This is a genomic window from Psychromonas sp., from assembly GCF_041586535.1.
Taxonomy (GTDB): Bacteria; Pseudomonadota; Gammaproteobacteria; order Enterobacterales; family Psychromonadaceae; genus Psychromonas.
Map to the genome: position 1 here is coordinate 19,788 of NZ_JBFGZY010000023.1, position 13,064 is coordinate 32,851.

A 13,064-nucleotide genomic window follows, 5' to 3' on the forward strand; every position below is an offset into this window, starting at 1 on the left:
GAGCAAGTTGTACTTGCTCCTTTGAATTATTTCTATCAGATGCCGCTTTTCACGCTCAGCAGCTGCTCAAGAGGCCAACGGGGTTTGGCCTGAATCGCGAGATCCTGAAAATGCCCCGCTTTTAAACGCTGCATTCCCGCATAGGCGATCATCGCCCCGTTATCGGTACAAAATTCATTGCGCGGATAAAAAACCTCTCCGCCGAGCGATTTCATTAACACCGCTAACTGGCTGCGCAGAGACTGGTTTGCGCTGACGCCGCCCGCCACTACCAAACGCTTTAATCCGGTTTGTTTCAAGGCGCGTTTACATTTGATGGCAACCGTATCAATTACCGCGTCCTGAAAGGCTAAGGCGATGTCCGCCTGAGTTTGCTGATCATTCCCCTCCTGAGCAATAGTATTTGCCGCGAATGTTTTTAGTCCGCTAAAACTAAAATCCAGCCCGGGTTTAGCAGTCATCGGTCTTGGAAAAACAAAACGTTCGGCAACTCCCTGCTCAGCTAATTTTGCCAGACGCGGCCCGCCGGGATAATCTAACCCAAGCAGTTTTGCCGTTTTATCAAAGGCTTCTCCTGCCGCATCGTCAATACTTTCACCTAATACTTTATATTCACCAATATTATCAACTTCAACCATCAGCGTATGGCCGCCAGATACCAGCAAGGCCAAAAACGGAAACTCCGGACGGTTTTCCTCCAGCATTGGCGCCAGCAGGTGCCCTTCCATATGGTGTACCGCAATGGCGGGGATATCCCACGCGTAAGCAAGGCTTCGTCCGATACAAGCGCCGACTAACAACGCCCCGACAAGGCCCGGTCCGGCGGTATAAGCAATACCATCAATATCCTCCTTGCTGCAGTTAGCCGCGGCTAGCGCTTCTTTAATCAGCGGAATGGTTTTACGTACATGATCCCGCGATGCCAGCTCAGGAACCACGCCACCATAATCAGCATGTAATCCAACCTGGCTGTATAACTGGTGCGATAGCAAACCGAGCTGATCATCATAAATGGCGATACCTGTTTCATCACATGAAGTTTCAATACCCAAAATACGCATATGACAAATGTTCCTTTCATAAAAGTGAATAAAGACTGTTGTTGAAAAATGTTAGGGTCTATTGACCATTCGCGTGCATTTTTGCAGCAATTTGTTCGCGCTTTATACAAGGCAGAGCCTGCGTAGTGTAGTTGATCTACATAAGCTGGCGATAACGCAGTGGAAAGCGCGAAAAAATGCTGCCCTACGGGTTCATCTAAAAGCATCCTGAGCTGCGTTGCTCGTCGTTTACATAGAATAACTATGCTTCGCTCCTCGCGCCTTGCTCAGAACGCTTTTAGACGGAACAAAATTTGTACACGAAAGATTAATAGCCCCTAAGTTTACCGTAAAAATAATCTCCTTAGTGCTTTTTTATCTCCCTTATCAGGAAAACATTATTGATCTGAGTTAGAATGGAAGATCTAAAGGATCTTTTACGCTTTTTCAGTAAAAATTCCGCACTAATCCTTTACTTTCGTACCCAAATAGGATTAAAATCTCGCACCATTTTAAATGAACTGGTCAATATACGACCGTAACCCTAAAGGTAATAGGCACATGCCAGTAATTAAACTTCGTGAAAACGAACCATTTGACGTAGCACTTCGCCGTTTTAAACGCTCTTGCGAAAAAGCAGGTATCTTAGCAGAAACACGTAAGCGTGAATTCTTCGAGAAACCAACTACAGTTCGTAAACGCGCTAAAGCAGCAGCAGTTAAACGTCACCTGAAAAAACTTTCTCGTGAAAACGCTCGTCGCGTTCGCCTTTACTAATTATTAGTTAAGGAATAAGTATGTCTTTGAAAGCAAGATTACAAGAAGAGCAAAAAATTGCCATGCGAGCAAAGGATAAAGTCCGTTTAGGCACTATCCGAATGTTATTGGCAGCAATTAAACAAATTGAAATTGATAATCGTGTTGAACTAAATGATGATGAAGTTACGGCTGTTGTCATTAAATCAGTGAAGCAGCGTAAAGATTCGATCAGCCAATTTGAAAAAGCGAATCGAGCAGATCTTGCTGACGTTGAAAAGGCAGAACTTGAAATATTACAAGAGTTTCTTCCACAACCACTAACCTCTGATGAAGTGAAAACTTTAATCGAGCAAGCTATCGCATCTTCCGGTGCAAAGGGCATGCAAGATATGGGGAAAGTAATGGGATTGCTCCAAAAAGATATTAAAGGACGAGCAGACATGGGTGAAGTAAGCGCGCTTGTCAAAGCCGGCTTAGCTTAACCAGTTACTCGTTAAGATATTAAAAGCCCCATGCTTACTTGTAAGTGTGGGGCTTTTTCATTTTCAGATATTACAATTTGCCCGCACAGGCACTGTTATTTCACTATTCAGGCATGCTAATCGCCTGGAAAATTGCTATAAGTAGCAACAGAAATGACTTTCTTTAATTGATAGAGTGAATGGTTAAAAAAGATGGCTGGACGTATCCCGAGAAATTTTATTGACGATCTTATTGCTCGCACAGATATTGTCGATGTTATTGAAAGCCGTGTAAAACTCAAAAAACAGGGCAAAGACTACCGCGCTTGCTGCCCTTTTCATAATGGCAATAATAACTCATCATTTTCGGTCAGTGCAGACAGACAGTTCTATCACTGCTTTAACTGCGGTGCCAGCGGCAATGTACTCTCTTTTATCATGGAATATGACGGCATTGAATTTGTTGATGCGATCGAAACCCTTGCCGAACAATTGTCTCTCGAGGTGCCGCGAGAAGAGAGCGGATCCGGAAAAACACAGCCAGCCCCTTACGTGGATCGCAAAGATCTTTATCAATTAATGGCCGATATTGCGGTGTTCTATCAGCAGCAACTGCGTACCGATAAAAACAGTAAACAGGTTATCGACTACCTTAAAGGCCGCGGATTGTCCGGCGAAACCGTCAAACATTTTAAGATAGGTTATGCCCCGGATGGCTGGGATGAAGTACGTAAACGCTTTGCCGTTTCTTCTTTTTTAGAAAAGCAGCTGATAGAAGCGGGCATGTTAATCGCCAAAGAAAAAAGCGGCAGTTATGATCGTTTCCGCGATCGCCTTATGTTTCCTATTCATGATCGCCGCGGCCGGGTGATTGGTTTTGGCGGACGCGTATTGGGTGAAGGAGAGCCTAAGTATCTTAACTCCCCGGAAACCCCCATTTTTCATAAAGGAAAAGAGCTGTATGGCCTGTATCAGGTTAAGCAGTCTTATAAAGAAATTAAGCGGATCTTAGTAGTTGAAGGCTATATGGACGTGGTTGCTCTGGGCCAGTTCAATATTGATTATGCAGTAGCCTCTTTAGGGACCAGTACAACACCGGAGCATATCCAATTACTGTTTCGCAGCACTAGTGAAGTGATCTGTTGTTTTGATGGTGATAAAGCGGGTAAAGCCGCTGCATGGAGAGCATTGGAAAATGCCCTGCCCTTTATCCAGGATGGCCGTACATTACGCTTCATGTTCCTGGCTGACGGTGAAGATCCTGACAGTTATGTGCAGAAAGAGGGTAAACAAGCCTTTGAAAACCTGATTGAACAGGCATTACCGTTATCAGACTTTCTTTTTCAGCACTTATTAAGCCAGGTCGATATGAGCGTTGCGGACAGCAAGGCTAAATTAGCCCAGTTAGCCATTCCATTAATTAACAAACTGCCCGAAACCGTATTCAGGCAGATGATGGAAGAGCGCCTGATCACTTTATTAGGCATTGAAAAAGAAGGCCTTAATAAATTACTGCCGACAGCTAAAGCAGCTGCAAAAAGTGATAAAAAACAAAAAGTAACACCAATGCGTTTAGCTATTTCGGTGCTTTTACAACACCCCGGCATTGCTTATGGTTTACCGGAATTCCCTGAATTTAAAGAAATGAATTTACCCGGATTAAGTTTATTAAATTCATTACTTGATATTTGCCGGATCACCCCCCATATAACTACTGGACAGTTACTCGAACATTACCGGGACAAGCCGGAAGGCAAACAGCTGAATAAATTAGCCGTATGGCAGAATGATATAAAAGAAGAAAATTATGAAGCTTTTTTTCTGGATGCATTAGAAAATTTTCTTAATCTTCATCTTGTTAATAGAATAGAATTTTTAAAACAAAAAGCACGTTCAGGACAGGCCTTAAGCAGCGCAGAAACGCAGCAACTTGCCTTATTGCTCATTGAACAAAAACAAAATTAATGAACTAGAAAAAATTACATAATTAGCGTATACTTGATCGCTTGTACTTTTTTTTGCTATATCCCTTATTTGCACTCAATTTTTGGACGGTATCTATGGCTCAAACACCTCAGTCACAGCTCAAAGAGCTTATTATCAAAGGTAAAGAAAAAGGGTTTTTAACTTACGCTGAAGTTAATGATCACCTACCACAAGACATTTTTGAAGCTGAACAGATCGAAGATATCATCCAGATGATTGGGGATATGGGCATTAAGGTTTATGAATCAGCTCCCGATGCAGACGAAATAAGTTTGGGCGAAGACAGTAGTGATAACGTCGATGAAGATGCAGTAGAAGCCGCTGCACAAGTATTAGCAACGGTTGAATCAGAGATCGGCAGAACGACCGATCCTGTACGTATGTATATGCGTGAAATGGGTACTGTTGAGCTGCTGACACGTGAAGGCGAGATTGTTATCGCAAAACGTATTGAAGAAGGTATTACAGAAGTACAGACAGCCGTTTCAGAATACCCTGCCACCATTTCCGGACTATTAGATAACTGGGACAGCTATGAAGCTGATGAGATGAAATTAACTGATTTGATCAGTGGTTTTGTGGATCCCAATGATGAAATGTCGCAGGCGGTCAGCGCCACACATATCGGCTCTGAATTAAGCGAAACGCAGTTGGAAGACGAAGATGATGTGGATGATGAAGATGAAGATGATGAAGTAGGTGAAGATGAAGAAGAAGGACCGAAAGGCCCGGATCCTGAAGAAGCTGCAGAAAAATTTGCCGAGCTGCGCAAATTAAATCGTGTTGTTGAAGATTCAATTGTTAAAAATGGCCGAGGTCATGCGGATACGCGTGCAGCCATTAGTGAGCAGGCTGAGTTTTTCCAGCAGTTTAAATTAATTCCGAAGCAGTTTGACCGTATGGTTAAAGCAATCCGCTCTTCTATGGACACTGTTCGTGTACAAGAGCGTCTGGCATTAAAAATCTGTGTAGAACAAAACAAAATGCCTAAGAAAGAGTTTATTCAGCTTTTCAAAGGCAACGAAACCAGCGAATCATGGGTAGAAGCAATCCTTGCAAGCGGCACTGATTATGCGAAACGCATCAGTGAATACGAAGAAGATTTAAAACGCTGTGTCAGAAAAATGCTGACTATCGAAGAGCAAAGTGCATTAACCATCTCAAACTTAAAAGAAATATCGCGCAACATGAGCATTGGTGAAGCGAAAGCCCGCCGTGCGAAAAAAGAGATGGTCGAAGCCAACCTGCGTCTGGTTATCTCAATTGCGAAAAAATATACTAACCGTGGTTTACAGTTCCTGGATCTTATTCAGGAAGGTAATATCGGCCTGATGAAAGCGGTTGATAAATTCGAATACCGTCGCGGTTACAAGTTCTCAACCTATGCAACCTGGTGGATCCGTCAGGCAATCACCCGCTCTATTGCGGATCAGGCGCGTACTATCCGTATTCCTGTGCATATGATTGAAACGATCAATAAACTCAACCGCATTTCCCGTCAGATGCTGCAGGAGATGGGCCGCGAGCCACAGCCTGAAGAACTGGCGGAGCGCATGATGATGCCAGAAGATAAAATCCGTAAAGTATTAAAAATTGCTAAAGAGCCAATCTCCATGGAAACACCTATTGGTGATGATGAAGATTCGCATTTAGGTGACTTTATTGAAGATACTACAATTGCCCTGCCTGTTGATTGTGCAACCAGTGAAAGTCTTAAAAACGCGACTAATGATGTTTTAGAAGGTTTAACGGCACGTGAAGCTAAAGTACTGCGTATGCGTTTTGGTATTGATATGAATACCGACCACACCTTAGAGGAAGTGGGTAAGCAGTTTGATGTGACACGTGAGCGTATCCGTCAGATCGAAGCAAAAGCACTGCGTAAATTACGTCATCCGAGCCGTAGTGAGCAACTGCGTAGCTTCCTGGACGAATAACAACTATTAACATATAAATAAAAAATCCTGCTGACGCGGGATTTTTTTTGCTTAAAAAGTGATAAACAGCGAATATTCTTCAGCAATAACAATAACTACGTAGAATAAATAAGCAAACGCATGACATATGCTAGACAGGTAAAAATTTAGCTTATATAATCGCACTCACAAATTTCACCCTTAAGATTAAGCGTTGAAATACAAAATTTGCCCCTTAGCATTAACTTGGAATAGCAGGTTAGAGCTAGCTCGGCAGAAATACAAAATTAGGCCCCTTAGCATTAACTTGGAATAGCAGGTTAGAGCTAGCTCGGCAGAAATACAAAATTAGGCCCCTTAGCATTAACTTGGAATAGCAGGTTAGAGCTAGCTCGGCGGAAGTACAAAATTAGGCCCCTTAGCTCAGTTGGTTAGAGCACACGACTCATAATCGTTAGGTCCCCAGTTCAAGTCTGGGAGGGGCCACCACTTTTTCTTCCAGTAACGTCCACAAAAGTCCACCAGCCTAGTAATACCAACACCTAAACAGTCATTTAGCGTCCATTAGCATCTATCAACATCTTGTAACAACCACGATTTAATGTACCATCAGATGTACCAACGGCAATTTATCTTATTTTTGGTGGTACATCATGGCAAAAACTGTAACTCCTCTGAACAATACTCAGGTAAAACAAGCTAAACCAAGAGAGAAAGAATACACATTATCAGATGGTGATGGCTTACAACTTCGAGTAAGAACAAATGGTTCTCGAATTTGGGTTTTTAAATACACTCATCCGATCAGTAAAAAGAGAACTAATCTTAGCTTTGGAAAATATCCAGATGTTTCAATTGCCCAGGCAAGAGAGAAGCGGAAAAATGCCAGAGAATTACTTGCACAGCAGATTGACCCCAAAGTATATAAAGATGAAGTGCAGCAACAAAAAAAAGAAGCGCTAGAAAACACCTTTGGAGTCCTCGCGGTAAAGTGGCTTGAATTAAAGAAACAACAAGTAAAACCAGAAACAGCAGAAAAAGCTTACCAGTCACTAACAAAACACATTTTACCATCACTACAAAACGTACCAATCCATTCAATAAAACCAAAACTGATTATTGTTATTTTAGAACCAGTTAAAAGCCAAGGTAGCCTAGAAACAGTTAAGCGCTTATGCCGAATCATTAATGAGATAATGCGCATTGCCATCGCATCTGGAATTATTGAAGTAAATTATCTATCAGATATAACAAAGCTATTTCCAGCCCCTAAAAAAACGAATATGGCAACCCTTGAACCCAGCCGACTACCCGAGCTAATGCAAGAGCTCCATAGCGCTAATATAACCAGGTTAACTAGATGCCTGATTGAATGATGACGCGCCCTATCGAAGCAGTAACGGCCCGATGGGAAGATATCGATTTAGATAAGAGTGTTTGGGTTATCCCCGCTGAGCGAATGAAAATGAAACGCCCTCACACCATCCCTTTAACACCTCAAAGTTTAGCCCTTCTTAACGTACTAAAACCAATCAGTGGGCATCGTGATTTTTTATTTCCAGGGCATAGAAACCCAAGAGTACACGCAAATAGCCAAACGGCGAATATGGCTATAAAAAGAATGGGATTTGAAGGGCAGCTTGTTTCACACGGCTTAAGAGCCTTAGCAAGTACCACGTTAAATGAAGAAGGTTTTGATCCAGATGTGATCGAAGCAGCACTAGCTCATGTTGATAAGAATGAAGTACGAAGAGCTTACAACCGCGCAGAATATCTCGAACGTAGACGTACTTTAATGTGCTGGTGGAGTGAGCATATTGAAAATGCATCGACTGGAAATATTTCAATATCAGGGTTAAGGGGATTAAAAGTGGTTGGTGGGTAATAACACCCAAACCTTAACGATTCTCATTATCAAACCTAGTCATTAGAAAGTATGCGCCTTTCATTTAGTTGATGAATACTCTTCTATCTCGGGCCGTTACTTTCTAGGGCGCTATGGGCCTCAGCTCTTTTGTACTATTTATCTGTTGAGACCACCATATTTACGCTCGCTTTCTCCCAGTAGCAAGCGTAATACAATTCGAGCATGGGAACTAAAGTACCTCAGATCCTATGAGCGCTATATTTGTAAGTAAACAATCAGAATATATTTAGGCCGAATATACCTCGAACATCAAAAAGAACTTTTTCGCTATTTTCCCTCGCTGATTTACTGCCTTTCTTAAGAATATTAATCAATTGAGCTTTGTCATTAAGATATTCTGCTCGTTTCTCGCGTATTGGTCGAAGCATATCTTGCAGGCATTCCTCTAGTATTTTCTTTGTTGTGCCATCGCCCAAACCTCCTTGTTTATAGTGACTTTTTAATCCATCGATATACTTTTTGTCGGGGTGGAAGGCATCTAAATAAGTAAATACGATATTCCCATCTACTTGACCAGGATCTTCAACTCTTAAGTGGCTTGGATCAGTATACATCGCCTTCACAGCTGCACTAATCTCTTTCTCTGAAGCACCAAGATTAATAGCATTTCCCATTGTTTTTGACATCTTATTTTTGCCATCGGTACTTGGGAGTCTTGGTGCGTTACTAAGAAGAGGTCGGCATTCATCTAATATTTTCTTTCCTGCTAACTTATTGACTTTTCGAACTATTTCATTAGTTTGCTCCAGCATGGGCAATTGATCATCGCCCACAGGAATTAATGTCGCCTTGAATGCTGTAATGTCAGCTGCTTGAGATATAGGGTAAGTAAAAAAACCAGTAGGAATTGAGCGCCCAAAGCTTTTGCTCTTAATCTCACTCTTAACAGTTGGGTTTCGCTCTAATCTTGCGATTGAAACTAAGTTACTGTAATACATAGTCAGCTCTGCGAGGGCTGGCAGTTGCGACTGGAGGCAGATGGTTGTCTGGGTAGGCTCAATACCTACCGCTAAATAATCAGCAACCACATTGAGAATGTTTGAAGAAACCTTTGTTGGATTGTGAGCATTATCAGTAAGCCCCTGCATATCTGCAACAAGTATAGTTTGTTCATGCATCCACTGAAGTGATACTCTTTGCTTTAACGAACCTACGTAATGTCCAAGATGTAATGGTCCCGTTGCTCTATCACCAGTTAGTATTATCTCTGATTTTTCAAAGGGTTGTTCTTGTTTCATAATTTATCTCCAAATAAATTTAAATGCTACTGGAGATAAAAAGATCGTATATTCTTTGCTACCTTCAGCAGCTTAAGAATATAGAAATTCCGCGCCGCTCTACTTAGAGCGCCACCAGAAAAGAATAGATGTGAATGTGGAAGTATTGATGCTGTTCATTTTTTTACTTTATCAAGGTTAGTTTTGAAGGGCAACTCTATTCTGGCTGATACATAAAATAGTGTCTCCAAATACTTGTACCTAAACACAGTGAAGATGAACGATTGAAAGAACTCGGGGCCTCGGCTTTAGCCGAGCTATACAGCAAACAAACAGTATATGACAGCGCGGCTGAAGCCGCGGCTCCAATTGTAGTAAGTTACTGAACAATGACTTAACTCAATCAATCATAATTAATGAGTCAAGGTACTTGGATACGATAAAACTAAATAATATATCTGGTACTAGCAATGTGTCCCTAAGTATTCAGAGAGTAAAAACTTTACGCACGCTTTTCCCCCGATTGCGATCATCCTGACTGGCACCCTCTAAAACTCCCAATACCGAACTCGAGATGCTATCCGCTTTCGCCTCCTAAACGCCTTAGAACAAACCCTAATTTTGAATAGGTAAAAAGAAAGATCTGATCCTTGAGCCATGCGGAACCTTGCTGCTCAAATATACTTAATGGATCATCTAGGGGATTTTATTTGCTGGAATATTAAACGATGATGTTGAGCAGATTATAAAGACATATAGTGATAAGGATAGAGCAAGGGCTATGCGACGTGTTTCTCAATCATCAATTGATTACTTCTAAAAAGAAAGTGTTTGATAAAGGAATACTCAATGGAAATCGAGCTGAGAAAAAGCGCCTACTGAAATTATGCTGTCAGATCAGATGCCGCTACAGTATTCGGCTGCGAGATTATTAGGAGATAAAGAAAGCCTGACAGTACCTGCAAGAGGGCACTTCCAAAACGGAACCCCGCACGACGGTTCAATACGACCAGAACATTTGCGCATTTCAGGTGCATGTCCGAACTCAAGAACCTATGCCAGTTCCGTTCCCGAGATCACGCGGTACCACTTCGCCTTCTGCTTGGGGGGATAACTTCTATGATGGCACCCTCACGATTGAACATTGTTTTTCGATTGAACCAGACAACCAGAACAGCAACAAACATGAACAGGTATATGTCATAAGGTTGTGCATCTGGCCAGACTGGATTGATGAGGATAAAATGGAACAACGCAGGGAGCAGAATGCTGCCGTGTGATATGTTAAATAATGGGGTTACTATTACGCTTAACGCAACAGTACCGAAAAAAAACGGGGCAAATGACCAGGCACTTTGAGGCGTTCCGCTCAATAGGAATGCAGGCAGGTGCCAGAACCCCCAGATAACACCAAGAATCAGCCCGGCCCAGATCGGTGCCATCTTTCTTTGCAGCAGAGGAAGTACCACCCCTCGCCAACCAAACTCTTCGACGGGGCCTTTAATCGTCGTTAATACCAATGCAATAATAAACGACTGAAATGAGGAAAACGGAAACGGCTCAGTGAAAAGATTGCCTTTTAACGCAGCGCCGCCAACAAATACCAGCGGAATGCCGACAATCAAAAAAATATACCAAACCGGTGAGCAACGCCAGAGCAATAATCGAGAAAAATAACGCCGCAATCCTACCAGGCCACTGTAGTACGTGACGACAATGAAAGCGGCAATCGCAGGTGCGTACACCGCCAGGTAGAAAAGAGGATGTTGCCCTGTCAATTCGCCGAAGATATTGTTCATCTGGTTTGGGAGAAAGATGAACAGAGCCAGAGTTCCCCAGGCCAAACCGAAAGCTATAAGCAAAAAGGGTACCAGGGCGATGAGGGGAACTTGACGCCTGTTTGACAAAATCATTTTTCGGCTCCAGGAAAACGAATTGCCTTTACTTCAGCCTTAAAAAAAGGAAAATATTCGTTTGTTCCAAACATATTTCCAGCTACAACCCTGAACGGTAATTTGAAACCTTGTACAACACGGAAGTCTGAAAGAGTGCCTCCGAACGGTTGTAGGCTATATGATTTGTCTGGGTTTGCATTGCTCCAACGCATAAAAGAAACCTCAACAGGTTGCCCAATGGTATTCACGGTGACATCGACTGCCTGTGAAAGCTTACCGTGGGTGATAGTGACACGAGCTGTATGCTTATCAATTCCTTCCCATTTCACACCTGCTCTCGGTAAAATTGTAGCGGGTGACCAAAACACAGCTTCAGCTACATAACGCCCGTAAGCAGATCGTGTATGGTCTGAGCCACCTCCCATCCGCGCCACTGGAATTAATCCCAAGATGCGAAATCTTGTCCATCCCCCAGAATCGGAACCAGATACCGGTATGATACCTGGTAAATGTAAGCGCCATACAAAGCCATAAGGAGCTGCAAGAATTTGGTATGCGAGCATAGTCTGGTAGTTAGGTTCTTCTTGCGAGCCAAGACTGAACTGGCCTCCCATATCAATTTCTACCACAGTGTACAAAGGTGTTCCTGATGCGATGGTGAAGTTGAAGTATCGTCGTGCTGGCTCAGGTAGATCAGTCACCATTGATGAATCATATCGTCCAGGATTTACAGGCTGTATGGAAGATAATTGCAGCCATTGAGATTGATCATCACGCCAATCTAACAATCGTAAAATCAGAAGCGAGATAAGTAGTAAAACAAGGAGCATTAAGAATATATAAATGAATTTCATAAGCATATCAAAGTAGAATTACTAAATTGTTTTCAACTAACCGCTAACGAAGCTATAGAATTTTTTTATTGTTAAAGATTAGACCAGAACAAGCATAAAAAACAGGTACTCTGTCTGATTCAAAAATCATTATTATCGATAATTTTCTCAGGCGCTCTATCATCAAAGCGCCTCTGCTAATAAAAACTCCATGCTCGCTTTTTCCCGAAAGCAAGCTTCGCAGTAGACAAAGTAATTTGGTCACTGTTTGATGGTTTGTAAGTGAATATGGGGACGAATGCGACTTTGCACAATTGCTGAGTCCAACTGCCTTTTACGTACCAAAACTGTAAAAAAGGAACTTCAACACTGTTATTTCAACTATCGCCTTACGGCATAAGGCCTGACAACTTCCCAAAATATCAGTTTGGGAAGTTGTATTTATCAGGTTGATTTTTTAAGAATAGAAAATGGTTATTTTTTCTTTCTTTATTAAATATGAACAATTATTTACAAACACCCTAATAAATCGCTTTCCAGAAAACAGAAGGGAATTTCTTTAACTCAGGCTCAATATAATCTCGATGATCTTCAAAGAAAGATTCACTAATATTACCTTCATCACCTTTCGAAACAATTAAATTGCTCAAATGCCTGCAAACTTCTCGATCAGATAACCCTCTTGAGTAGAGCCAATGTTCTAGATTTGATGATAAGCCAAGCTTTAATGATCGTTGCAAAGTTCTAATTTTCTCAGCATAGATGTTTAATACTTCGCGGCTCTCCAACAAATCTGCTACCGCGCCAATAACCAACATTACGTCATAACTTAACGCGCCATCACAAATGTCCAATACATTATCAATTTTGATATCTCGTTGTTGACTACCCGGCGGTTTTCAAGAGAGTTGTCGCCTGACGTTTAAATTTATGCCACCTTATTCTCTTTTATTTCAGTCTTTGACTTCTCTGGATTAAGCCTGACTTCTTTAACTGGTGCCCAATTTTTGATTTCACCTGACCAACGACT

Annotated in this window: 11 protein-coding genes and 1 tRNA gene; 7 read left to right on the forward strand and 5 right to left on the reverse strand. The window is 42.0% G+C overall.

The features are described from left to right. Positions 1–35: 35 nt before the first annotated feature. Positions 36–1,061, reverse strand: coding sequence for a tRNA (adenosine(37)-N6)-threonylcarbamoyltransferase complex transferase subunit TsaD (gene tsaD / locus ABZA00_RS04375; RefSeq protein ID WP_372880922.1), 1,026 nt, complete (start codon positions 1,059–1,061; stop codon positions 36–38). A gap of 540 nt (positions 1,062–1,601) precedes the next feature. On the opposite strand from tsaD, the gene rpsU reads away from it, so the two are divergent. The 7 genes from rpsU (at position 1,602) to ABZA00_RS04410 (ending at position 8,047) form a co-directional block, all read left to right on the forward strand. After that, on the forward strand, positions 1,602–1,817 hold the full coding sequence (gene rpsU / locus ABZA00_RS04380; protein ID WP_011768738.1) for a 30S ribosomal protein S21: 216 nt from the start codon (positions 1,602–1,604) through the stop codon (positions 1,815–1,817). Between the two features lie 20 nt (positions 1,818–1,837). Next, positions 1,838–2,281 carry a GatB/YqeY domain-containing protein gene (locus ABZA00_RS04385; RefSeq protein ID WP_372880923.1) on the forward strand — a complete coding sequence of 148 codons (444 nt, stop codon included), beginning with the start codon at positions 1,838–1,840 and terminating at the stop codon, positions 2,279–2,281. Between the two features lie 192 nt (positions 2,282–2,473). Beyond that, complete coding sequence (dnaG, locus tag ABZA00_RS04390) at positions 2,474–4,225, forward strand: DNA primase (protein WP_372880924.1); 1,752 nt, start codon at positions 2,474–2,476, stop codon at positions 4,223–4,225. A 95-nt stretch (positions 4,226–4,320) separates the two neighbouring features. After that, complete coding sequence (gene rpoD / locus ABZA00_RS04395) at positions 4,321–6,183, forward strand: RNA polymerase sigma factor RpoD (protein WP_372880925.1); 1,863 nt, start codon at positions 4,321–4,323, stop codon at positions 6,181–6,183. A gap of 391 nt (positions 6,184–6,574) precedes the next feature. After that, positions 6,575–6,651, forward strand: a tRNA-Ile gene (locus ABZA00_RS04400). A gap of 164 nt (positions 6,652–6,815) precedes the next feature. Then, positions 6,816–7,538 (forward strand): integrase arm-type DNA-binding domain-containing protein, encoded by a 723-nt coding sequence (locus ABZA00_RS04405; RefSeq protein WP_372880926.1) that lies wholly within the window; start codon positions 6,816–6,818, stop codon positions 7,536–7,538. Beyond that, entirely contained in the window at positions 7,535–8,047 is a 513-nt protein-coding gene (locus tag ABZA00_RS04410) for a tyrosine-type recombinase/integrase (RefSeq protein WP_372880927.1), read from the forward strand. Before ABZA00_RS04405 ends, ABZA00_RS04410 begins: the two co-directional genes overlap by 4 nt. Positions 8,048–8,304: 257 nt before the next feature. Here ABZA00_RS04410 and trpS read toward each other — a convergent pair whose 3' ends face one another. The 4 genes from trpS to ABZA00_RS04430 form a co-directional block, all read right to left on the reverse strand. Further along, complete coding sequence (trpS, locus tag ABZA00_RS04415; protein ID WP_372880928.1) at positions 8,305–9,327, reverse strand: tryptophan--tRNA ligase; 1,023 nt, start codon at positions 9,325–9,327, stop codon at positions 8,305–8,307. Positions 9,328–10,382: 1,055 nt separating this feature from the next. Beyond that, entirely contained in the window at positions 10,383–11,219 is an 837-nt protein-coding gene (locus tag ABZA00_RS04420) for a CPBP family intramembrane glutamic endopeptidase (protein WP_372880929.1), read from the reverse strand. Next, positions 11,216–12,055, reverse strand: coding sequence for a DUF6544 family protein (locus ABZA00_RS04425; RefSeq protein ID WP_372880930.1), 840 nt, complete (start codon positions 12,053–12,055; stop codon positions 11,216–11,218). Before ABZA00_RS04425 ends, ABZA00_RS04420 begins: the two co-directional genes overlap by 4 nt. 500 nt (positions 12,056–12,555) lie before the next feature. Beyond that, a complete protein-coding gene (locus ABZA00_RS04430) occupies positions 12,556–12,888 on the reverse strand; it encodes a hypothetical protein (RefSeq protein WP_372880931.1) in 333 nt (110 codons plus the stop codon). Positions 12,889–13,064 lie beyond the last annotated feature (176 nt).